Below are 22,432 nucleotides of genomic sequence, written 5' to 3' on the forward strand. Positions count from 1 at the left end.
CCTCAAGCGTTGTGGCGGCCCTTCGAGGAGCCTTGGCATCGGATGGCGTAACGGCCCCCACCGATGCTTGTCCAAGCTTGAATGCGGATCGTTCGATGCGCAAACTGGATCAATGTTCGAACTGGGTCAGCTCCGCTGCTTTGTCGCCGTGGCGGAGGAGCTGCATTTCCGCCGCGCCGCCGCTCGGCTGAACATGACCCAGCCGCCGCTGAGCCGGCAGATCCAGATGCTCGAGCACGAGCTGGGCTTTCCCCTCTTCCTGCGCAGCAGCCGTGCCGTGCAGCTCACCCCGGCCGGGCGGGTCTTCCTGGACCAGTCGCGGCGGATGCTCCGCATGGCGGAGGGCGCGGCGCAGGAGGCCCTGCGGGTGGCGCGAGGCGAGACGGGTAGCGTCACCCTCGGCTTCACCGCGGCGTCCAGCTACGCCGTGCTGCCGCGCCTGGTGGCGATGATCCGCAAGGGCGCGCCGGGGATCGAGCTGAACCTGCGGGAGCTGGTGACGCAGGACCAGATCGCGGCGTTGCGCGCGGGGGGCATCGATGCGGGGCTGCTGCGCCCTCCCCTGGCTGGCCCGGACCTGCGCGCGGCGCGGCTGGAGCGTGAGCCGCTGCGGGTCGCCCTGCCGCTCGGCCACCCGCTGGCGGAGGAGGAAGGGGTGGAGCCCGCCGCGCTGGATGGCCAGCCGCTGATCACCTACCCGCCGGTCGAGGGCCGCTACCTGCATGACCTCGTCCATTCGGTGCTGCGGCTCGGCGGAGTGACGCCCGGGCGGGTGCAGCATGTCAGCCAGACCCATTCCATCCTCGCGCTGGTGGGCGCCGGCATCGGCTTCGCGCTCGTGCCCCAGGCCGCCGAGCGGCTGCGGCCCATGGATGTGGTGCTGCGTCCCTTACGCGGCACGCCGCCACTGACCGCGGACCTGCTGCTGGCCTGGACCGAGGCCGGGAACCCGGCGCGGGACGCGGTGCTGGCGGTGGTTCGGCGGGAATGGCTCGGCCTGGGCCAGATCGCGTAGCGGGCCGGCGCTCAGGAGCCCGGCGCCAGCTCCGCCCGGAGCTCGTCGATCACCCGGAGCGTGCCGTCGCGGCGCTCCAGGTGCCAGAAGGTCCAGCCATTGCAGGAAGGGGCCTCCTGCACGGCCGCGCCCACCTGGTGGATGCTGCCCGTGATGCGGCCGCAGCGCAGAGTCGCATCCGCGCCGACCTCGGCCTGCCAGCGGCGGTGACGGTCCCAGAGCTTGGTGCCGGGCGGCACCAGCCCGCGCTCCACCAGCGCGCCGAACGGAATGCGGGGCTGCTCGCGCTTGGCCGGCAGGGTCAGCGCGATGCTCTCCGAAAGCGGCTCGACGGCCTTGAGCCGGGCCTCGGCGGCATCGGCATAGCCGTCGTCCCGCTCCAGCCCGATATAGCGGCGGCCCAGGCGCTTCGCGACGGCGGCGGTGGTGCCGGTGCCAAGGAAGGGGTCCAGCACCACCTCCCCCGGCGCGGTGCAGGAGAGGATCACGCGGTGCAGCAGCGCCTCGGGCTTCTGCGTCGGGTGCAGCTTGGCGCCGTCCTCGCCGCGCAGCCGCTCATGGCCGGTGCAGAGCGGGATGAGCCAGTCGCTCCGCATCTGCTTGTCGTCGTTCATCGCCTTCATGGCGGCGTAGTTGAAGCGGTAGCGGCTCTCCTCCCCGCGCGCGGCCCAGATCAGGGTCTCATGCGCGTTGGTGAAGCGGCGGCCGCGGAAGTTCGGCATGGGGTTGGACTTCCGCCACACCACGTCGTTCAGGATCCAGAAGCCGAGATCCTGCAGCGCGACGCCGAGGCGGAAGACGTTGTGGTAGGAGCCCATCACCCAGATGGTGCCGTCCCGCCGCAGCACGCGGCGGCATTCGGTCAGCCATTCGCGCGTGAAGCGGTCATAGGCCGCTAGGTCGTCGAACCGATCCCAGTCGTCGTCCACCGCATCGACGAGGCTGTCATCCGGCCGCCGCAGCGAGCCCTTGAGCTGAAGGTTGTAGGGCGGATCGGCGAAGATCGCGTGCACCGAGGCGGGCGGCAGGCGCCTCAGGCTCTCGATGCAGTCGCCACGCAGCACGCTGTCCAGCGGCAGGTCCAGACCCGTCGTTCCCACGCGCGCCACATCCCCCGGTAAATCGCCGGCCGTGGCGCTCCGCCCCCGCGTCGCGCCGGGCCGTGCCCCCTCGGCAACATGCCCATGCCCGAGTCGCCCGGTCAAGTTTCGGGTCAAGAAAGCGCCAGAACGGCTTGATCGACCGGGCTGAATCCGCGCCGGTGATGCGGCGTCGGCCCCAGCCGCGCCAGGGCTTCCCGATGCGCCGGGGTGGGGTAGCCGACATGCTGGGCGAAGCCATATTCCGGCCAGCGCGTGCCGAGCCGCGCCATCGCCCGGTCCCGCAGCACCTTCGCCATGATGGAGGCGGCAGCGATCGACAGGGACAGCCCGTCGCCGCCCACCACGCAGCGCACCGCGCAGGTCAGGCGTGGCGGGGCATTGCCGTCCACCAGCGCCAGGGAAGGTGCCACGGGCAGGCGCGACACGGCGCGGAGCATGGCCAGATGGGTGGCGCGCAGGATGTTCAGCCGCCCGATCTCGCCCGCGCTGGCCGCGCCCACGCCGATCAGCGCGGTGCCGGCGGCCCGGGCCTCCAGCAGGGCGGCATAGGCCGCCTCCCGCTTCGCCGCGTCCAGCCGCTTGCTGTCATCCAGCAGCGCCGCCAGGGCTGCTGGCGGCGGCGCGGGGAAGATCACGGCGGCGGCCATCACCGGCCCGGCCAGCGGGCCACGCCCGGCCTCGTCCACCCCCGCCACCGGGCCGGGATGGGCCGATTCCAGGGAGAAATCCGGGCGCGCGGCGCCTTTTCGCGAAACGGGCACGCGCGGAACCTAAAGGATCAGCCCTCCGTCCACCACCAGGGTTTGCCCCGTGATCATGGCGCCCGCGCAGCCCAGGAAGAGGATTGCCTCCGCGATATCCTCCGGCACGCAGCGGCGGCCCATCGGGCAGTTCTGGATGGATTGCGCCCGCTGCGCCTCCGTCCACTCGATCTGCCAGGTGCTGTCCACCGCGCCGGGCGCCACCGCGTTCACCCGCACCTCCGGCCCCAGTCCCCGCGCCAGGTGCTTGGTGAGCGCGACCACCCCCGCCTTGCTGGCGGCATAGGCCATGGAGGAGCCGCGCCCGGAAAGCCCGGCGACCGAGGCGATGTTCACCACCGCTCCGCGCATCTCCCTCAGCGCCGGAACCGCGGCCCGGGTGGTGCGGAACAACCCGACGAGGTTCGTGTCCAGGATGGTGTCCCAGAGCTCGTCGGTGAACTCGTCCAGCGCATGCCCGGGAATGGTGCGGGAGACACCGGGGGTGCCCGCATTGTTCACCAGCAGGTCCAGCCGGCCGAGGCCCGCGATGGCGGCCCCCACCATGGCCGCCTCCTCCCCACCCCCGATGAAGCCGGGGGCCTCCACCACCGTCGCGCCCGTGGCGCGCAAGGAAGCCGCCGCCTCGGCGCCGCGCGGATCGCCCGGCAGGAAATTCAGCGCCACCGCGCAGCCATTCGCGGCCAGCTCCCGCGCGGTGGCGAGGCCGATGCCGGAGGCGGCACCGGTCACCAGCGCGGCCCGGCCGGCAAGGTCATAACGTGGCATGGCTTGGTCCTCCCTTGGCCTCCAGAATCGCCGGGGTTGGCGGGATGGGGAAGAGGGGGCGCTCGGTTGCCCCCGGAAGGGAGAAGGAATTCTCCCTCCCGGACCCTCCCTCATCTTTTTCGTCAGGACTGCCGTGGAATGCGGGGCTGGAGGTGCGCCTGAGGTCGATGACCTCAGGCGACTGACAGCGCCGGTGGTGCCCTCAAATCAAAATGCCTGCGGCGCGACAGCGATCAGGGCATCCCCGGCAGGCTTGACGCGGAGTCCGGGGCCCCCGCGGGGGCCCCGGTGGAGGGTCTGGGAGGCAAAGCCTCCCAGGGGCCCCAAACGCATCAAAGCCCGCGCGCGATGAACTCATCCCCCGGGCCAAGCAGCCCCGTGGCACCGCCCCGGAGCATCGCCCGGTCCTCCGCATCCCCCCGCAGCATGGCGTCGAGGAAGGCGACGGTCAGGGCGGCGGCGCGCGCGTGATAGGTGCTTTCGGCGTAGCGCCCGCCCGCCTCGGCTTCATCGGCAAAGGAGGCATGGGCCGCGCCGGCGAGCACGGCCAACGCGCCGGGATTGCGCGATTGCTCGAAGGGCACGCGCCGGGCCGGGGCGCGGATGCCCTCGATGTAGCCGTGATCCTCGGTGCCAGTGATGTGCAGCATGGGCACGACGTAGCCGCCATAGGCCAGGCGCGGCGGCATGCCGATGGCGGGGATGGGCGAGAGCGCCACCCCGGCCTTCAGCCTGTCATCGGGCAGGCCCAGGCCACGGTCGCCGCCGGGCAGGCGCTCGCCCAGCATGTGCTGCACGGTCCAGGCGCCGAAAGAGTGGCCGGCGATGGCGAGACGCTGCGGATCGGCGCGGCGCGGCAGGTTGTCGAGCGTGAACGTCACGTCCAGCAGCCGGTCCAGCGCCGCCTGCACGTTCAGTGCGCCGGCGGCGAGCCCCACCATCCGGTCCCCGCCCCCGCGCCAAAGGCTGTCGTCGGAGCCGGGATGCTGGAGATGGATGGCGAGATAGCCGTTCTCCGCCAGCGCGCGGCCGAGATAGGCGAGGCCCTCGCGCGAGCCGCCGAGGCCGTGGGAAAGGATGACCGTGGGCGCAGGAGCACTGCCCGCGGGCTCACGGATGAGAACGGGAATGGCGCGTGCGCGGGCGGCATCGCGCCATTCGGTGCGGGATTCGGTGATGCGGGCCTCCATCGGCCGGGAACCGGCCGATGGTGCGGCGGCGCAGCCCGGTGCCGCCAGGAAAGGCAGCAGGGCCGGCGCCGCGAGCAGGGCACGCCGGTTCAGAGCGGCCCCATTCAGAGAGACCCGCTTCAGAGGGGGATGTCGTAGGTCCGCCAGGGCGTCAGCTTCGCCACGCGGTCGTACACCGCGCGGGCGCGGCTGTTGTCCTCGGCTGTGATCCAACGGATGACGCTCCAGCCGCGACGGCGGCCTTCCTGGGCAAGGGCTTCGAGCAGCGCATCGGCCACGCGCTTGCCCCTCATCTGGGGATCCACGAACAGATCGTCCAGATAGCCACCGGTGCTGGCGGAAAGCGGCCGGGCGAAGGGCCTGAAATGCGCCAGCCCGACCGCGTGCCCTTCCGCATCCTCGGCCACGAAGGCCTCGGTCCCATGCGCCGGGTCATGGATCCAGGACCAGACGCGGTCGCGCATCTCCTGGGTCTGGGTTACGCGGTAGAATTCCGCATAGCCGGCATAGAGGCGGTTCCAGTCCTCCCGGTGTCGCTCCTGCAGCGGGACGATCCGCACGTCGCTCATGGCGCATCCTTCAGCGTGAAGTCGATCCGGCCGGCGGCGTTCAGCGCCAGCAGGAGGGAGGCGGTGTGCATCGCCTGGGGCAGCAGCCCCGCCCCGAGTTGGGCGAGCACGCGCGCGAGGGGCCAGAGCTCCACCGTGATGTCCTCCCCCACCTCATGCGCGGTGGGGTGGGTGAGCGTGGCGCCGAGCGCCAGCACGGTATGCGCGCGGTTGCGATGCGTGGCGGTGTTGGGGCTGAGGGAATGGAGGAGACGGAATTCGGGCGCGGAATAGCCCGTCTCCTCCCGCAATTCGCGCGCGGCGGCCACGGTGGGGTCGGCATCCGCCTTGTCCACGGCGCCCGCCGGCAGTTCCAGCGTCCAGGCCTGGGCGCCGTGGCGGTACTGGCGCACCAGCACCAGCTCATCCGCCGGCGTCACCGCGACCACATGCACCCAGTCCGGATAAGACAGGCTGTAAAAGGGATCGAGCACATTGCCCTTGGAATCCCGCACGGCATCGGCCGTGACATGGATCCAGCGGTCCTGGAGCACGGTGCGGGAGGAGAGAACCTCCCAGAGGGGCGGCCCGAGGGGCGGCCCCGGCGGCGGCGGCGAATCGCTCATGGCGCGGGAGCATGCCGGAAGAACTCCGCCAGGGCTCTAGCGAACCCTGGCGGAAGCCTCGACCCGGCTATTCCGCCGCCACCTTCGGCGCGTCCTGATACGCCTCCAGCGGCGCGCAGGTGCAGGCAAGGTTGCGGTCGCCATAGACATTGTCCACGCGCTTCACCGGCGGCCAGTACTTCTGGGCCGCCACCCAGGGCAGCGGGAAGGCGGCTTCCTGGCGCGAATACGGGTGGGTCCAACTCTCCGCCGTCACCTCCTCCGCGGTGTGCGGGGCGTTCTTCAGCGGGTTGTCGGCCTTGTCCGCCCTGCCCTGCTCCACCGCGCGGATCTCGGCGCGGATGGCGATCATGGCGTCGATGAAGCGGTCCAGCTCCTCCTGCGGCTCGCTCTCGGTGGGCTCCACCATCAGCGTGCCCGCCACCGGCCAAGACATGGTCGGGGCGTGGAAGCCGTAATCCTGCAGGCGCTTGGCGATGTCCTCCACCAGCACGCCGCCCCCCTGCTGGAAGCCACGGCAGTCGAGGATGCACTCATGCGCCACCATCCCCTCCTTGCCGCGATAGAGCACGGGGAAATGGCCATCCAGGCGCTTCGCCACGTAGTTGGCGTTGAGGATCGCCACCTGCGTCGCCCGCGTCAGCCCGGCCGCGCCCATCATGCGGATATAGGCGTAGGAGATGGGCAGGATGCTGGCGCTGCCGAAGGGCGCGGCGGAAACGGGGCCGAAGCCCGTCTCCGGCCCGGCCTCGGCCAGCATCGGGTGGTTGGGCAGATGCGGCGCCAGATGCGCGGCCACGCCGATCGGCCCCACCCCCGGCCCGCCGCCGCCATGCGGGATGCAGAAGGTCTTGTGCAAGTTCAGGTGGCACACATCGGCGCCGATCGCGGCCGGGCTGGTCAGGCCCAGCTGCGCGTTCATGTTGGCGCCATCCATGTAGACCTGCCCGCCCGCCGCATGCACGGCGGCGCAGATCTCGCGGATCGCCTCCTCGAACACGCCATGCGTGCTGGGATAGGTGATCATCAGCGCGGAAAGGTTCGCCGCGTGCCCCTCGATCTTCGCGCGCAGGTCCTCGAGATCGACATTGCCCTGGCGGTCGCAGCCCACCACCACCACGCGCATGCCCGCCATCACGGCCGAGGCCGGGTTGGTGCCATGGGCGGAGGAGGGGATGAGGCAGATGTCCCGATGCCCCTCGCCCCGCGCCTTGTGGTAGGCGCGGATGGCCAGCAGCCCGGCATACTCGCCCTGGCTGCCCGCATTCGGCTGCAGCGAGACCGCCGCAAAGCCGGTGCAGGCGCAGAGCCAGGATTCGAGACGCTTGATCATCTCGATATAGCCGTGCGCCTGGTCCGCCGGCGCGAAGGGATGGAGGTCGGAGAAGCCGGGGAAGGTGACGGGGATCATCTCCGCCGTCGCGTTCAGCTTCATCGTGCAGGACCCCAGCGGGATCATGCTGCGGTTCAGCGCGACATCCTTGTCCTCGAGCCGCTTGAGGTAGCGCAGCATCGCATGCTCGGAACGATGCGCGCGGAACACGGCGGCGGCGAGGAAGGGCGTGCGGCGCGCCAGCGCGGCGGGAAGCCGCTCCGCCGCCGCAAGCTCGCCCAGCCCCACGCGCTCACGGCCCGCCGCCTCGCAAAGCGCGGCGCCGAGCGCGATCAGGTCCTGCCGCGTCACCGTCTCATCCAGCGCGATGGCGACGCAGCCCGCATCCACGCGGCGCAGGTTGAAGCCGGCCTCGAGGGCGGCCGCCATCAGCGCATCCGCCTTCGTGCCCGCCTCGATCGCCACCGTGTCGAAGAAGCTCCCGTGGCGCAGCGTGAAGCCGGCACGGGTCGCGGCATCGGCCAGAAGGCTCGCCAGCAGATGCGTGCGGCGGGCGATGCGGGTCAGCCCCTCCGGCCCGTGCCACACGGCATACATGCTCGCCATCACCGCCAGCAGCACCTGCGCCGTGCAGATGTTGCTCGTCGCCTTCTCGCGGCGGATATGCTGTTCGCGCGTCTGCAGCGCCAGGCGCATGGCCGGGCGCCCGGCGGCATCCACGGAGACGCCGACCAGGCGGCCCGGCATCAGCCGCTTCAACCCGTCCTTCACCGCCATGTACGCCGCGTGCGGGCCGCCATAGCCCATGGGCACGCCAAAGCGCTGCGTGCTGCCCACCACCACATCCGCGCCCATCTCGCCCGGCGGGGTGAGGACCGTCAGCGCGAGAATATCGGCCGCCACGATCGCCAGCGCCCCGGCCGCCTGCGCGGCGGCGATGGCCGGGGCGATGTCGCGCACCTCGCCCGTGGTGCCGGGATAGGAGAGCACGACGGCGAAGGGCTTCAGCCCGGCATAATCCGCCGCGTGATCCGTGACATGGATCCCGATGCCCAGCGGCTCGGCGCGCGTGCGCAGCACGGCCAGGGTCTGCGGGTGCAGGTCCGGCGCCACCGCCAGCGTGGTGGACTTGCCCCGGTGCGAGGCCAGGGCCAGCGCCATCGCCTCGGCCGCCGCCGTCGCCTCGTCGAGAAGCGAGGCGTTGGCGACCGGCAGGCCGGTCAGGTCGCTCACCATCGTCTGGAAGTTCAGCAGCGCTTCCAGCCGCCCCTGGGCCAGCTCCGCCTGGTAGGGCGTGTAGGCCGTGTACCAGCCCGGGTTCTCCAGCACGTTGCGCAGGATCACCGGCGGCGTGTGGGTGCCGTGATAGCCGCAGCCGATCAGCGACTTCACCCGCAGGTTCTTCTCGGAGATGGCGCGCAGCTCGGCGATGGCCGTGGCCTCGCCCACCGGCGGCGGCAGCGCGTCCAGATGGCTGCCGCGAATGCCCGCGGGCACCGTGCGCGCGGCCAGGGCTTCCAGGCTCTCCGCGCCGACGGCACGCAGCATCGCCGTGACCTGCGCCTCGCTCGGCCCGATATGCCGGCTGGCGAAGGCGGCGCTCTCCTCCAGCGCCGCGAGCTGGTCGAGCGCGCTCAATGCCCTTCCTCCGCGTGCCGGGCATAGGCATCGGCATCCATCAGCTTGTCGATTTCGGAGGCGTCGCGCGGGGTGATGGTGAAGAACCAGCCCTCGCCCATCGGCGCGCTGTTCACCAGGGCCGGATTGTCCACCAGCGCGCTGTTCACCGCCGCGATGGTGCCGGCGATGGGCGCGTAGATGTCGGAAGCCGCCTTCACGCTCTCCACCACCGCGACCGCCTCACCGGCCTCCACCGCCCGCCCGGCCTCGGGCAGGTCCACGAAGACGACGTCGCCCAGCGCGTTCTGCGCATGGTCGGAAATCCCGACGGTGGCCACGTCGCCATCCAGGCGGACCCATTCATGGCTCTCGGCGAAACGGGTCTGGCTCATGCGACAACTCCTGCGACGCGCTTGTAGCGATGGGGAACGAAGGGGGTGGGGGCGATGCGCGCGGGAATGGCCCGCCCGCGCACCACCAGTTCAAGCGCCGTGCCATCGCCGGCATGGGCGCGGGCGACATAGCCCATGGCGACCGGCGCGTTCAGCGAGGGGCCGAAGCCGCCCGACGTCACCTCGCCGACCGGCAGGCCGTTGATCGCGATTTCGGTATGGGCCCGGGCGGGCTGGCGTCCATCGGGCAGGATCCCGACGCGCAGGCGCTTCGGCCCGCTGTCCAGCTCCTCCCGCACGCGCTCGGCGCCCGCGAAGTTCCACTCCATCCGGCGGCGCTTGCCCAGGCTGAAGGTCAGCGCGGCCTCCACCGGGGAGGTCGTCTCGTCGATATCCTGGCCATAGAGCGGCAGCCCGGCCTCCAGCCGCAGGCTGTCCCGCGCGCCCAGCCCGGCCGGGGCGGCGCCCGCCGCCAGCAGGGCCCGGGCGACCTTCTCCGCGCCCTCGGCGGGGATGCCGATCTCGAACCCGTCCTCCCCGGTATAGCCGGAGCGGGTGATGAGGGCCGGAACCCCGGCCACCGGGCTCTCCAGCACGCCCATGAAGGGCATGGCCGCCACGTCGCCCTCGGCGAGCGGCGCCAGGATCGCCTCCGCCCCCGGCCCCTGCAGGGCCAGCAGCGCGCGATCGGGGCGCGGCACGAGGGACACGCCCGCCGGCAGCACCGCGCCGATCGCCTCCACGTCCACGGCCTTGCGGGAGGCGTTGAGGACGAGGAACAGCCGGTCGCCCAGATGGGCCACCATGAAGTCGTCGATGATGCCGCCGCTCTCGTTCATCAGCAGGGCATAGCGCTGGCGGCCGGGCTTCAGCGCCTGGACCTCGGCGGGCGTCACGCGCTCCAGCGCGGCGGCCGCGCCTTCGCCGCGCAGCTCCGCCTGGCCCATATGGGAGACATCGAACAGCGCCGCGCCCGTGCGGCAGGCCTGGTGCTCGGCCATGATCCCGGCCGGGTACTGAACAGGCATGGAATAGCCCGCGAAGCCCACCATGCGCCCGCCCAATTCGCGGTGCAGGCCGGCCAACGGCGTTTCAAGCAAGGATTGGGTATCGGCCACGCATCCCCCAGGGCCGCGGATGCGGCCGGTTCAGATCGTGGCCCCCCTCTGTCCCGAGACCTGAGAGATTCGGAAAGCGGGGCCTTCCTTACTCCGTCGGTGCCAGTTCCTTCGCAGGCGCTGGGCTTTCCAGAGGCCCCTTCCCCACGCGGTCCTTCTGCCTGAGCGTTTCCGGGGGCCGGTTGCGCCTTCGGCGGGGGCGGCGCCGCCCAGGCGGGCGCCCCTCTCTCCCGCGCGGGATCAGCGGGTGGGACAGTGGTGCCCGATTGCGCCGACGCGCGCAACCGCGATCGCGCGCCGCCCGGCAGGTCCCCTCCCCGCCCCTGCCGCCCGAAGGCTTCGGTCCCGTGACGAACCCTCCGCCGCCGGTTTCGTTAAGGGGAACACGCATGCCTGATTCGAAGCCCGGAATCGTCTTTCCGCCAGGGATCAGGATCGCCGCCGGAACCTGCCGGCGCGATGCGGGAGAACGCTCAGACCATGCGGGAACAGTCCCTGGCCTTCCTGGAAGCGCTGATCGAAGCGCCCTCCCCGAGCGGCTTCGAGCACGAGGTCGCGAGGCTCTATCGCGACTATGTCAGGGAGCATGTGGACGACATCACCACGGACGTGCACGGCAATGTCTCGGCCATCCTCCATCCCGGGGCGGAGATGCGGATCATGCTGGCCGGGCACATGGATGAGATCGGCTTCATCATCCACCACATCAGCGAGGAAGGTCTCCTCCATTTCAGCACCATCGGCGGGCATGACAGCGCCATTCCCGCGGGCCAGACGGTCTGGGTGCACGGGCGCCGGCGCATCCCGGGCGCGATCGGGCGGAAGGCCATCCATCTCCTCGGCCCCGAGGAGATCAAGGCCAAGCCGAAGATAAGCGAGATGTGGATCGATATCGGCGCCACCACCCATGCGGAGGCGGTGGAAGTCGTCGCCCTGGGCGATGTCGCCACCTTCCAGCACGGCTTCCAGCCCTTGCTGGGGGACCGCGCGGTGGCCCGTGCCTTCGACAACAAGGCCGGCCTGTTCATCGTGGCGGAGGCCCTGCGCCTGCTGCGGCAGGAGGGCGGGCTCTCGCCGGGCGTCGGCGTCTATGGCCTGGGCACCGTGCAGGAGGAGATCGGGTCGCGCGGCGCGCAGACCTCCGCCACGGGCATCGGCCCGCGCACGGGCATCGCGGTCGATATGGAGCACGCCATCGACTATCCCGGCGTCAGCCCCGCGCAATACGGCCGGCTCGACACGGGGAAGGGGCCCAGCATCCTACGGGGGGCCAATACGAACCCGGTCGTCTTCGACCTGCTCCGCCGCGCGGCGGAGGAGGACGGCATCCCCTACCAGATCCGCGTCGCACCGGGCAGCACGCCCACGGACGCGAATGCCATGCAGATCAACGGCCCCGGCATGGCCACGGCGCTGGTCGGCATCCCCCTGCGCTACATGCACACGCCCTGCGAGGTGCTGAGCCTGACCGACCTGGAGAATGCCGCCCGGCTGCTGGCGGCCTATTGCCGCCGCGTCACGCCGGAGACGGATTTCACGCCCTGGTAGCGCCGCGGCGGAGCCTCTACCGCCCGCCGCGCCGGTTGGCTTCCAGCTGCTCCGGCGTCAGCTGGAAGCTGACCAGGACCACCCGCTCCGCCGCCCGCCGGACATCCCCGGGGATGCGGACCATCATCTCCTCCCCCCCGGCCGCCGCGCGGCGTTCCGCGCCGCTGAAGCTGAGGCTCAGCACGTCCGAGCCGCGGTTCAGCACCCGGCCCTCGGCCCCGTCGGTCACGGCGATGAAATAGGGCAGCTCCACCATCCCGCCGGTCAGGGCCGGCCCGCGTTCCGCCTCTGCCTGCACCACCAGGGTCAGGTCGAGCCCGGCATTCCTGGGCGCCAGGTCGCAACGGGACTGCACGCCCGTCAGGCGGGCCTGCACCTCCACCGCGCGCGGTCCGGGCCGCGCGCCGGGGCGGTAGCGCGTCATCTCCGCCCCCTCGGCCAGCACGGCGACGCGCGGGCAGGCGGGCGGAGCAGCGGCAGCCGCGGCGTTGGGGGCAGTCCCCGCCGCCGGCGTGGTGCCCCCGCCACACCCCGCGAGCAAGGCCAGGGCCGCAAGGGCCGGGAGAGTGGATCGGATCACGCGGAAAACCCTCCTTTTCGGCCGCCGGCCGGGCGCGGGCGCGTCTCGGCCCTGGGCGGCGGGGCCGGGGACCGCTAGATAAGGCGCGCCCACGGTCCGGCCGGGGGCTGTTCGCGCCGGCGCCGAAGGACCAAGTCGCACGCCATGGACCAGATCGCAAACCACCTCCCGGGTGCGCCCAAGCCGCCGCTGAAGGTTCTGCTGGCCGGCCCGCGCGGCTTCTGCGCGGGGGTGGACCGCGCCATCAAGATCGTCGAGCTGGCGATCGAGCGCTATGGCGCGCCCGTCTATGTGCGCCACGAGATCGTGCATAACCGCTTCGTCGTGGAAGGGCTCCAGGCCAAGGGCGCCGTCTTCGTCGAGGAGCTGGACGAGATTCCCGATGACGGCCAGCCCGTCATCTTCTCCGCCCATGGCGTGCCGAAATCCGTGCCCGCCGCGGCCGATGCCCGGCAGATGCTCTATCTCGACGCCACCTGCCCCCTGGTCAGCAAGGTCCACCGCGAGGCGGAGCGCCACCACACCAATGGCAGCCATATCCTGCTGATCGGCCATGCCGGCCATCCGGAGGTCGTGGGTACCATGGGCCAGCTCCCCCCGGGGGCCGTAACGCTGGTGGAGGATGCGGAGCAGGCCGCGACGGTGGAGCCGCCGCCCGGCCCCCTCGCCTATGCCACCCAGACCACCCTCTCCGTCGACGACACGGCCGAGGTGCTGGACGTGCTGCGCGCCCGCTTCCCGGGCCTTTCGGCCCCGGTGAAGGAGGACATCTGCTACGCCACCACCAACCGCCAGGCCGCCGTGAAGGCGATCGCCGAGCGTTGCGAGCTGATCGTGGTGGTGGGCGCCGCCAACTCCTCCAACTCGGTCCGCCTGCGCGAGGTGGCCGAGAAGGCCGGCTGCCCGCGCGCCGTGCTGGTGCCGCGCGGCCGGGATTTCGACCCCGCCGAGGCCGATGGCCTCTCCACCATCGGCATCACAGCCGGCGCCAGCGCGCCCGAGGTGCTGGTGGAGGAGGTGATCGCCCGCCTGCGCGAGCGTTTCGACGTGACCACGGAGGATGTGACGGTCGCGGAGGAGCGGATCGTCTTCAACCTCCCCCGCCCGCTGCGCGCGCCCCGGCCCGCCCCCACCCCCGCGGAGTAGCCCGCCGGGCTGGGCGGGGCCGCTTGCCACCCCGCCCCGCCTGGGGCATCCCCCGGCCAGGGGGTTCCGATGGCTGTCTATACCGAGGTGTCCGACGAGGCCTTGCGTGCCTTCCTCGCGGGCTATGAGCTGGGCGAGCTGGTCGCCTTCCGCGGCATCGCGGAAGGGGTGGAGAACAGCAACTACGCCCTGAAGACCACTGCCGGGGACTTCATCCTCACCCTCTACGAGAAGCGGGTGGACCCCACCGAGCTCCCCTGGTTCCTCGGGCTGATGCGCCACCTCGCCGCGCGCGGCCTGGCCTGCCCCGAACCCGTGGCCGGGCGCGATGGCGAGGCCCTGCGGGAGCTGGCCGGCCGCCCCGCCGCCATCTGCACCTTCCTCCCCGGCGTCTGGCCGCGCCGCCCCTCGGTGGCGCATTGCGGCCCGCTCGGCACGGCGCTGGCCGCCCTGCACGCCGCCGGCGAGGGCTTCTCGGCCGAGCGCCCGAACGCGCTCGGGCCCCAGGGCTGGGCCCCGCTGCTCGGGCGCTGCCGCCCGAACGGGGACACGGTGCAGCCCGGCCTCTGCGCCGAGCTGGACGGGCATCTGGAATCCATCCTCGCCGCATGGCCCGCCGGCCTGCCGCGCGGTCAGATCCATGCGGACCTCTTCCCCGACAACGTCTTCTTCCTGGAGGAGGCGCGCGGGAAGCCGCGCGTCTCCGGCCTGATCGACTTCTACTTCGCCTGCACGGATATCCTCGCCTATGACGTGGCCATCTGCCTCAACGCCTGGTGCTTCGAGCCGGACCTGTCCTTCAACGTGACCAAGGCCCGCGCCCTGCTGGCCGGCTATAACGCCGCCCGCCCTATGTCGGCGGCGGAGATGGAGGCGCTGCCCGTGCTGTGCCGCGGCGCCGCGCTGCGCTTCCTGCTGACTCGCCTCTACGACTGGACCAACACCCCGCCCGGAGCCCTCGTGACCCGCAAGGACCCGCTCGAATACCTGCGCCGCCTCCGCTTCCACGCCCAGGCCAAGGGGGTCTCGGCCTATGGCGTCTGACGCGACGGAGGCACCCGCCGAGGCGGTCGTCGAGATCTGGACCGATGGCGGCTGCAAGCCCAACCCCGGCCCCGGCGGCTGGGCGGCCATCCTGCGCTTCGGCGCGTATGAGAAGGAGATGACGGGCGCCGAGCCCGCCACCACCAACAACCGCATGGAGCTGACCGCCGCCGCGGCCGCGCTGGAGGCGCTGAGGAAGCCCTGCCGCGTGGTGCTGCATACGGACAGCGAATACGTGAAGAACGGCGTCACCCGCTGGGTCCATGGCTGGGTGCGCAACAACTGGCGCAACGCGGCCAAGGACCCGGTGGCGAATTATGAGCTGTGGCAGCGCCTGCTGGCCGCCGCCAAGCCGCATCAGGTGGAATGGAAGTGGGTGCGCGGCCATGCCGGCAACGCGATGAACGAGCGCGCGGATAAGCTGGCGACCGCCGCCCGGATGACGCTGGAGCGGTAGCTCCGCCCCCCCCGGGGGCGGGCGGTCAGGAAAGCCGGACCTCCTGCCGCGCCTCCTCGGCGGACCGGGCCGCGGCCGCGATCGCCTCCGCCCGGGCGAAGCGCCGAACGCGCTCCTGATGCTGCAGCGCCTGCTCCCGGAAGTCCTGCAGCGTCACCGGGTCGGCGCCCTGGGCCTCCAGCCGCTCCAGCTGCTCCAGAAACACCTCGGTCCGCTCCTGCTTGGCCAGGCGGCCGAAGGACTTGCGGAGGAAGGTGGGCAGATCCACCACCGGATGGATCAGATGCGCCGTGGCCGGCATCTGCATGTCGAAGCCGAAGGGGCGCGCCTGGTTCGAATTGAAGCTGACGCGATCCGTGCTGCCGGGGATCAGGTCGTTTATGTTCGCCATCAGGAAGCTTCCGCGCTCCACCAGCAGCGACGGCACGTAGTATTCGCAATGCACGCCGCCATTGGCGACGGGCTCGCCCAGCCGCTCCCGCAGCCGCCCCTCATAGAGGGTGATGAGGGCGCGGCGGGACAGGCCGATAATCGCGAACATCGCCTTGTAGGGCTGCGCGAAGCGATGCGGCCGGCCGGCGCGCGGACCGTCGATCGGCCCCGTCGTCGTGCCGAGCATGTCGAGCTGCCCGACCTGCGCGGAAAGGATGTCCGCCAGGTCCTGCAGGTAGGTGGGCGATTCCGGGCTGATGGAGATGTCGTAGTCCCACATCAGGTAGAAGTCGTAATGCGGGATCTGGTGATAGGCGCAGTACATCGAGTAGTCGCCGAAATACCAGAAGCAGCGCTGGACATCGGTGTTCAGGCCCAGCCGCGTGCAATCGGCCACGCTATGGGCCAGCTTCGCATGGCCCTGGGCGGAAACCGGGCCGCCCGTCTCATCGGCCAGGACGTAGAAGTCCCAGCCGGAAACCCGGGCCAGGGCATCCGCCAGTTCCCGGGCCTTCGGCGAATCCCGAAGATGGGTCCGCATCAAACAGGCGATGCGACTGGTCTGGCCACGATCTGTCATGCCGATCCGCTCTCCGCTGGCTGGGCCAGAGCTAGGGCAGCACCGCGACAGCTGGGTTTCAGGCGGATGACAGAACGGTGAAAGAACCGGGACGGAACGGCCGCCCCGGCCGGGGTAGGCCTAGTTGAACAGGGTGGAGACCGAGGATTCCTCGGAAATGCGGCGCATCGCCTCGGCGAGCAGGGGCGCGATGGTCAGCTGCTTGATGTTCGAGGAGACGCGCACGGCTTCGGTGGCCTGGATGCTGTCCGTGGTGATCATGTGCTCGATGGGCGCCGCGCCGATGCGCGCGACCGCCCCGCCCGAGAACACGCCATGGGTGACATAGACCGAGGCGGAGCGCGCGCCGTTCTTCAGCAGCGCCTCGGCCGCGTTGCAGAGCGTGCCGCCGGAATCCACGATGTCGTCGATCAGGATGCAGTCGCGCCCCTCGACATCGCCGATCACGTTCATCACCTCCGACACGCCCGCGCGCGGGCGGCGCTTGTCGATGATGGCGAGGTCCGTATGCAGGCGTGTGGCGATGGCCCGCGCCCGCACCACGCCGCCGACATCGGGGGAGACGACCATGAGGTCACGCCCCTTGAAGCGCTCCTGGATGTCGCGCGCGAAAAGCGGCGCGGCGAAGAGGTTGTCCACGGGGATGTCGAAGAAGCCCTGGATCTGCCCGGCATGGAGGTCCAGCGTCAGCACGCGGTCCGCGCCGGCCTGGGTGATGAGGTTCGCCACCAGCTTCGCCGAGATCGGGGTGCGGGGGCCGGACTTCCGGTCCTGCCGGGCATAGCCGAAATACGGGACCACGGCGGTGATGCGGCGGGCCGAGGAACGGCGCAGCGCATCCAGCGTGATCAGCAGCTCCATCAGGTTGTCATTCGCCGGGAAGCTGGTGGACTGGATGACGAACACATCCTCGCCGCGGATGTTCTCCTGGATCTCCACGAAGATCTCGAGGTCGGCGAAGCGCCGGACCGAGGCCTGGGTGAGCGGCAGGTTGAGGGCCGCGGCCACCGCCTCGGCGAGCGGGCGGTTGCTGTTGCAGGCGAGGATCTTCATCCGCGTGGAATCTCCGGGCGCGCCGCCCAGTCTTCACCGGCGGGCGAGTCCGGCTCTGGCAGCGTGAGGGCGGCCGGGGGATAGCAACCGTGCGCCGCCAAGTCCATGCCGGGCGGGTGGCAGGGCCGGTCTACGCAGGACGCATGCCAGACCGGGGCACCCCCACGGCGTTGTTACCGCGCCGGGGCACCTTCCGGCGGCGGCGGCGCGGCGTTGCGGCGGGCCATTTCCTCACCGAGCCCACCGGCATTGGCGATGATGTCCCGCACCGCGACCGCCGCTTCCTCGGCCACCACATAGGCCACGTCGCCCCAGAGACCGTTCAGCGTGCCCGCCGGCACCTCGTTGATCTGGGCCGCGAGGCCGAGGTCGTGCCCGTCCCGGCGCGAGACCCTCCACTGGATCTCCACGCGCTGCTTCCGGTCCGCCACCGGCGTCACCGTCACCTCGCCGGTCAGGGCGAAGGCGGCCCCGTCCGAGCCCTCCTGCACGACAAAGCCCTTGGTGGCCAGGAAGTCGCGCATGCGCGCCGAAAGGGCCTGGTTCCCGTCCCCCGGCGCGCCGGTCACCCCGCGGAAGCGCACGCGCGGCGGACCGCCGGAGCCGTTGAACGCCACCGTCTCCGAGGCGCGGCGCGCGGCTTCCCCACGCGTGAGCAGCCCGGCCACGACCGGCGCGTCGCGGGTGGCCACCTGGCGCAGCATGGCGCTGCCCGCCTCGCTCCATTCCCGCACGGGCACGGCGGCACCGCGCGCCTCGCCCAGCACCTTCCCATCCGCATCCACCACCGCATAGGCGGGGGTCACCCCGCGCCCGTCCTGCTCGGCGGTGATATCCAGGCGCCAGTCCAGCGGCGCGGGCGGCCCCGCCACGGCGGGCACCTCGGCCGCCTCCAGCGCCTCCGCCACCGCCACCGCGAAATCGGAGGAGGCGACATCCGGCAGCAGCGCCGCCCCCGGGCGGGGCACGGCGATGCGATAGGCCGGCGGCGCCGCCAGGCGGCGGGCCTCCGCGCCCGGATTGCCCCGGAAGGGCTGGGGCAGCGGCCCGCAGGCCGCCAGCAGCGCCAGCGGCAGGAGCAGGGCGAGGAAGGGGCGCATGGCTCAGCCGATCACGCAGGAGGCGACAAGGGGAAAAGCCATCGGCACCACGGAAAGGGGGACGTAGGGCATGGGGCCGCCCTTATCCACGGACGCCGCTCCCGGCGCCAGGGGGACGCCGCCCCCGGGGCGCCGGGCAGGGTCAGCCCGGAAGCCCGATGGCCGAGAGCTGGTGCCCGATGGGCCCGCCGCCTTCCAGCGTGCGGCGGCGGTGGGAGAAGAAGAGCGCCTCCTCCGCCAGCGTGTCGTTCGGCAGCGCCTCCGCCATCACCCCGGCGGCCCGCAGCCGGGCGAGGATCAGCCCGGCCATGTCGAACTGCCAGTGCTCCGGCCGGCGCCCAGGGGCAAGGAACCGCTCCCCCTCCGGGTCGCTCGCCAGCAGCTCGGCGCGGAGGTCGGCGCCCACCTCGTAGCTCGGCTGGCGGATGCAGGGGCCCAGCGCCGCGGCGATATCCGCGCGTCGGGCGCCCAGCCCCTCCATCGCGGCAATCGTCGCCTCCAGCACCCCCGCCAGCGCCCCGCGCCAGCCCGCATGGCAGGCCCCCACCACCCCGGCGCGCGCGTCGGCGAAGAGCACGGGCCCACAATCGGCGGTGATGATGCCAAGGGTGACACCGGGCCGGTTGGTCGCCACCCCATCCGCCCGGGGGCGCTCCTCATGTCCGATCGGTGCCTCGGCGACCGCCACGTCGATCCCATGCACCTGATACAGGCCGGACAGGCTCTCCGGCGCGCGGCCGATGGCGCGCATGGCGCGGGCCCGGTTCTCCCGCACCGCCTCCGGGTCGTCCGGGCTGGAGAGGGAGCAGTTGAGGCTGGCGAAGCGCCCCGTGGAGACCCCGCCGCGCCGGGTGAAGAAGCCATGCGGCAGCCCGGCCAGGCCCGGCGCCGTCAGATACTCGGCGGAGAGGAGATCAGCGCTCATGCGGGTTCGAAGCCGGGCGGGGTGGAGAGACCGGGGTGGCACAGGACCAGCGCCTTGAACAGGCGCCCCATCGCCTCCGGTGCGGTCAGGCGCATGGCGGCCTCCACATGCCGGGCGCCACGGCCAGGGTCCGAAGCGGCCAGCGCCGCCGCCCGGCTGTGCAAGCCGAGCCGGGCGAGGAACACGCCCTGCGGGATGGGCCCATGCACCCCTGCCCCGGCCGCGCGCGCCGCCGCGGCCAGCGCGGCGAAATCCACATGCGCGGTAAGGTCCGCCGAGCCTGGATCGGCCAGCGGGTCGGCCGGCGCGCGGTTCCGGATGGCCTGCAGGCTGTCGCCCGGCCCGCTCCGCTCGGGCCCGTAATCGATGAAGAGTGCCGCGCCCCCCTGCCCCGCCAGCCGTGCGCCCAGGGCGGCGGCGATGGCGCGGGCAGGCTCGTTCACCTCCCGGATCTCGCCCTCCTCGCCCCTATCGGGCAGGGGCGCATCGGGCAGGGGCGCATCCGGGGCCGGCCGCTCGAGGAAGGCGCCCTCCGCCACATGGCGCTCCATCCAGGCCCCGCCGCGGCGCACGAATTGCCGGATCGGCAGGGCATCGAGAAATTCATTGGCCAGGAAGATCATCGGCCCCTCCGGCAGCGCCTCCACCGTCTCATGCCAAGCCGCCTCGGGCAGGCGGGCGCGCTGGGCCTCCCGCAACAGCGGCGAGGTTTCCACCAGGTGCAGCCGCGCGGCCCGGGCGAAGTCCGGCATCATCTGGCCCACGGCACGCAGGGCATCGGCCATCATCGTGCCGCGCCCCGGCCCAGCCTCCGCCAGGATCACCGGGTCCGGCCGCCCCATCAGCGTCCAGGTCACGGCCGCCCAGAGGCCGAGGCACTCGCCGAAGGCCTGGGTGATCTCGGGCGCCGTGGTGAAGTCGCCCGCCGCGCCGAAGGGGTCGCGCGCGGCGTAATAGACAGCATTGGCGCGCGCCATGAAGGCGTCCAGCCGCTCCACCCGGCCTGACCGCCCCGGCTTCACCTCCGGGCCGCTCACGCGGCGGGCGCCTCCGCCACCGGCTTGCTGCGCCACATCAGCCAGATGCCAAACAGCACCATGGGGATGGACAGGAGCTGCCCCATCGTCGCGCCGGCGAAGAGGAAGCCGAGCTGCGGGTCGGGCTGGCGGAAGAACTCGCCGATGATGCGCGCCATGCCATAGCCCGTGAGGAAGGCGCCGGCGGTGAAGCCGGGCCGTGCCCGCAGGCGCGGCGTGCGCACGATGACCTGCAGCACCACCAGAAGGATCAGCCCCTCCATCGCCGCCTGGTAGAGCTGCGAGGGATGCCGCGGCTCCGGCCCCGCATGCGGGAAGATCATGCCCCAAGGCACGTCCGTCGTGCGCCCCCACAGCTCCCCGTTGATGAAGTTCGCGATGCGGCCGAGCCCAAGGCCGATCGGCACCACGCTGGTGATGCGGTCCGAGAACAGGAGGAACGGGATGCGCTGGCGGTGGCAGAACCAGGCCAGCGCGACGATCACCCCCGCCGCGCCGCCATGGAAGGACATGCCGCCATGCCAGAGATAGGCGATCTCCCAGGGGGCGTTCAGGATGATGTCGGGCCGATAGAACAGCACATAGCCGATCCGCCCACCGAGGATGACGCCGAGCGTCGCCCAGGTGACGAAGTCGTCCACCTGCTCCCGCGTGCCCGCCACCGGCACCAGCCCGACCAGCCGCCGCGCCACCTGCCAGCCGATGACGATGCCCGCGATATAGGCCAGCGCGTACCAGCGCACGACGAAGGGCCCGATGGCGAAGGCCACCGGATCGAAGGCGGGGAAGAGGATGGCGGGGATCATGCGGGCACCTCGGCGGCGTCGAGCTGGCGGACATAGCGCGTCACGCCCTCCTCCAGGGAGGTGGGCGGGTGATCGAACCCGGCTTCCCGCAGCCGGTCCATGCGCGCCTCGGTGAAATACTGGTACTTGCCGCGCAGGTCCTCGGGCATCGGCACGTAGCGGATGTCGGGCGGCTGCTGGCGCGCGGCATAGATGGCGCGGGCGAGATCCGCGAAGCTGCGCGCCCGGCCGGTGCCGATGTTGAACAGCCCGCTCACGCGCGGATGCGCGGCCAGCCACAGCATCGCCGCCACGCAGTCATCCACATGCACGAAGTCGCGCAGCTGGCCGCCATCGGGGAATTCCGGCCGGTCGGAGGCGAAGAGCGTCGCGGGCTCCCCCGCTGCAATCTGGCGCCACTTGTGCAACACCACGCTCGCCATGCGCCCCTTATGGGCCTCGTTCGGGCCATAGACGTTGAAGAACTTCAGCCCCGCCCATTGCGGCGGCGCCGGCTGGCCCAACGCCAGCATCTGCACGATGCGCTGGTCCGTCGCATGCTTGGACCAGCCATAGAGGTTCAGCGGCCTGAGGCGCGCCAGCGCGCGCGGATCGGCATCGTCGTCGAAACCCTCCGCGCCGCCGCCATAGGTGGCGGCGGAGGAGGCGTAGATCAGCGGCACGCGGTGCCGCGCGCACCACTCCCACAGGCGGAGCGTGAGATTCAGGTTGCTCCCGGCCACCAGGTCGCCATCCGTCACGGTGGTGGCGGAGACGGCGCCAAGATGGAACACCGCCTCCAGCTTCGGCGCCCCCTCTAGCCAGCGCGGCAGATCCTCCGGCGGCACGATGCCGGCGATCACGGCGTCCCGGATGTTCCGCCACTTCGGCCCGTCCCGCAGCCGGTCGCTGATCGTCACCTCCGCGCCGCGGGCGGACAGGGCGGTGACGAGATTCGAACCGATGAAGCCGGCGCCGCCGGTGACGAGGAACATGCGCGGCCTATCGCGGAGGTTTCGGGGCGCCGGGGGTATAGGCCCGATCCCGCGTGCCGGGAAATGGTGGGCAGGGTCACCCGGTTGTCGGTCTGTCCCCGGGGAGAGGGAGAAGGAATTCTTCCTCTCCCCCAACCCCCACCATCATCTTTTTCTTCAAGTCTGGAATCACTCGGCGGACGGTGCGCCTGAGGTTCACGACCTCAGGCGACTGCAAGGGCAGGATATGCACCCTGCAAACCAGAGGCCCCTTCGATCATCGTATCCACGGCAGTC

General features: G+C 71.7%; 22 protein-coding genes and 2 riboswitches. Of the genes, 5 read left to right on the forward strand and 17 right to left on the reverse strand.

Annotation, left to right across the window (positions count from 1 at the left end):
- The first annotated feature begins 112 nt into the window (after positions 1–112).
- Entirely contained in the window at positions 113–1,015 is a 903-nt protein-coding gene (locus tag BUB97_RS03515) for a LysR family transcriptional regulator (RefSeq protein ID WP_073131480.1), read from the forward strand.
- 11 nt (positions 1,016–1,026) lie between these two features.
- Here BUB97_RS03515 and BUB97_RS03520 read toward each other — a convergent pair whose 3' ends face one another.
- From BUB97_RS03520 to gcvT, 9 genes are all read right to left on the reverse strand, one after another.
- Positions 1,027–2,115 (reverse strand): site-specific DNA-methyltransferase, encoded by a 1,089-nt coding sequence (locus BUB97_RS03520; protein ID WP_073131483.1) that lies wholly within the window; start codon positions 2,113–2,115, stop codon positions 1,027–1,029.
- Between the two features lie 113 nt (positions 2,116–2,228).
- A complete protein-coding gene (locus BUB97_RS03525) occupies positions 2,229–2,879 on the reverse strand; it encodes a ribonuclease HII (RefSeq protein ID WP_073131485.1) in 651 nt (216 codons plus the stop codon).
- A 9-nt stretch (positions 2,880–2,888) separates the two neighbouring features.
- The gene (locus BUB97_RS03530) at positions 2,889–3,647 is read right to left on the reverse strand and encodes an SDR family NAD(P)-dependent oxidoreductase (protein ID WP_073131487.1); all 759 of its coding nucleotides are present in this window, start codon (positions 3,645–3,647) and stop codon (positions 2,889–2,891) included.
- 332 nt (positions 3,648–3,979) lie between these two features.
- Positions 3,980–4,837: an alpha/beta hydrolase family protein gene (locus tag BUB97_RS03535; protein WP_245818176.1), complete on the reverse strand. Its 858-nt coding sequence runs from the start codon at positions 4,835–4,837 to the stop codon at positions 3,980–3,982.
- 119 nt (positions 4,838–4,956) lie between these two features.
- Positions 4,957–5,406, reverse strand: a complete 450-nt coding sequence (locus BUB97_RS03540; RefSeq protein ID WP_073131490.1) for a GNAT family N-acetyltransferase — start codon at positions 5,404–5,406, stop codon at positions 4,957–4,959.
- Positions 5,403–6,011 (reverse strand): NUDIX hydrolase, encoded by a 609-nt coding sequence (locus BUB97_RS03545; RefSeq protein ID WP_073131492.1) that lies wholly within the window; start codon positions 6,009–6,011, stop codon positions 5,403–5,405. The genes BUB97_RS03540 and BUB97_RS03545 overlap by 4 nt, the downstream gene beginning before the upstream one ends.
- Positions 6,012–6,078: 67 nt before the next feature.
- Positions 6,079–8,982: an aminomethyl-transferring glycine dehydrogenase gene (gene gcvP, locus BUB97_RS03550; protein ID WP_073131495.1), complete on the reverse strand. Its 2,904-nt coding sequence runs from the start codon at positions 8,980–8,982 to the stop codon at positions 6,079–6,081.
- Positions 8,979–9,356: a glycine cleavage system protein GcvH gene (gcvH, locus tag BUB97_RS03555; RefSeq protein ID WP_073131497.1), complete on the reverse strand. Its 378-nt coding sequence runs from the start codon at positions 9,354–9,356 to the stop codon at positions 8,979–8,981. The genes gcvP and gcvH overlap by 4 nt, the downstream gene beginning before the upstream one ends.
- The gene (gcvT, locus tag BUB97_RS03560) at positions 9,353–10,474 is read right to left on the reverse strand and encodes a glycine cleavage system aminomethyltransferase GcvT (RefSeq protein WP_073131500.1); all 1,122 of its coding nucleotides are present in this window, start codon (positions 10,472–10,474) and stop codon (positions 9,353–9,355) included. Before gcvT ends, gcvH begins: the two co-directional genes overlap by 4 nt.
- Positions 10,475–10,519: 45 nt before the next feature.
- Positions 10,520–10,610, reverse strand: a riboswitch (glycine riboswitch).
- A 3-nt stretch (positions 10,611–10,613) separates the two neighbouring features.
- Positions 10,614–10,717, reverse strand: a riboswitch (glycine riboswitch).
- A gap of 216 nt (positions 10,718–10,933) precedes the next feature.
- Between gcvT and BUB97_RS03565 the strand changes: the two genes are divergently transcribed.
- Entirely contained in the window at positions 10,934–12,022 is a 1,089-nt protein-coding gene (locus BUB97_RS03565) for a M20/M25/M40 family metallo-hydrolase (protein ID WP_217659556.1), read from the forward strand.
- A gap of 16 nt (positions 12,023–12,038) precedes the next feature.
- Here the strand turns inward: BUB97_RS03565 and BUB97_RS03570 are convergent, their stop codons facing one another.
- The gene (locus BUB97_RS03570) at positions 12,039–12,602 is read right to left on the reverse strand and encodes a hypothetical protein (RefSeq protein WP_139281292.1); all 564 of its coding nucleotides are present in this window, start codon (positions 12,600–12,602) and stop codon (positions 12,039–12,041) included.
- 144 nt (positions 12,603–12,746) lie between these two features.
- Here BUB97_RS03570 and ispH point away from each other — a divergent pair, with 144 nt between their 5' ends.
- The 3 genes from ispH (at position 12,747) to rnhA (ending at position 15,249) form a co-directional block, all read left to right on the forward strand.
- On the forward strand, positions 12,747–13,748 hold the full coding sequence (gene ispH / locus BUB97_RS03575; protein WP_073131504.1) for a 4-hydroxy-3-methylbut-2-enyl diphosphate reductase: 1,002 nt from the start codon (positions 12,747–12,749) through the stop codon (positions 13,746–13,748).
- Between the two features lie 69 nt (positions 13,749–13,817).
- Positions 13,818–14,792, forward strand: a complete 975-nt coding sequence (locus tag BUB97_RS03580; RefSeq protein ID WP_073131506.1) for a homoserine kinase — start codon at positions 13,818–13,820, stop codon at positions 14,790–14,792.
- Complete coding sequence (gene rnhA / locus BUB97_RS03585) at positions 14,782–15,249, forward strand: ribonuclease HI (protein WP_073131510.1); 468 nt, start codon at positions 14,782–14,784, stop codon at positions 15,247–15,249. Before BUB97_RS03580 ends, rnhA begins: the two co-directional genes overlap by 11 nt.
- A 25-nt stretch (positions 15,250–15,274) precedes the next feature.
- Here the strand turns inward: rnhA and BUB97_RS03590 are convergent, their stop codons facing one another.
- The 7 genes from BUB97_RS03590 to rfaD all read right to left on the reverse strand — a co-directional run bounded on the left by BUB97_RS03590 (position 15,275) and on the right by rfaD (position 22,156).
- Positions 15,275–16,222, reverse strand: coding sequence for a hypothetical protein (locus BUB97_RS03590; RefSeq protein WP_073131513.1), 948 nt, complete (start codon positions 16,220–16,222; stop codon positions 15,275–15,277).
- 159 nt (positions 16,223–16,381) lie between these two features.
- Entirely contained in the window at positions 16,382–17,314 is a 933-nt protein-coding gene (locus BUB97_RS03595; protein WP_073131516.1) for a ribose-phosphate pyrophosphokinase, read from the reverse strand.
- 173 nt (positions 17,315–17,487) lie between these two features.
- Positions 17,488–18,414: a hypothetical protein gene (locus BUB97_RS03600; protein ID WP_073131519.1), complete on the reverse strand. Its 927-nt coding sequence runs from the start codon at positions 18,412–18,414 to the stop codon at positions 17,488–17,490.
- A 142-nt stretch (positions 18,415–18,556) separates the two neighbouring features.
- Complete coding sequence (gene pgeF, locus BUB97_RS03605) at positions 18,557–19,339, reverse strand: peptidoglycan editing factor PgeF (RefSeq protein WP_073131521.1); 783 nt, start codon at positions 19,337–19,339, stop codon at positions 18,557–18,559.
- A complete protein-coding gene (locus BUB97_RS03610; protein WP_073131641.1) occupies positions 19,336–20,316 on the reverse strand; it encodes a class I SAM-dependent methyltransferase in 981 nt (326 codons plus the stop codon). The genes pgeF and BUB97_RS03610 overlap by 4 nt, the downstream gene beginning before the upstream one ends.
- A gap of 56 nt (positions 20,317–20,372) precedes the next feature.
- Positions 20,373–21,182 (reverse strand): prolipoprotein diacylglyceryl transferase, encoded by an 810-nt coding sequence (lgt, locus tag BUB97_RS03615; protein ID WP_073131523.1) that lies wholly within the window; start codon positions 21,180–21,182, stop codon positions 20,373–20,375.
- Positions 21,179–22,156, reverse strand: coding sequence for an ADP-glyceromanno-heptose 6-epimerase (rfaD, locus tag BUB97_RS03620; protein ID WP_073131525.1), 978 nt, complete (start codon positions 22,154–22,156; stop codon positions 21,179–21,181). Before rfaD ends, lgt begins: the two co-directional genes overlap by 4 nt.
- Positions 22,157–22,432 lie beyond the last annotated feature (276 nt).

The sequence above is a fragment of the Muricoccus roseus genome (genome assembly GCF_900141905.1).
GTDB lineage: Bacteria > Pseudomonadota > Alphaproteobacteria > Acetobacterales > Acetobacteraceae > Roseomonas > Roseomonas rosea.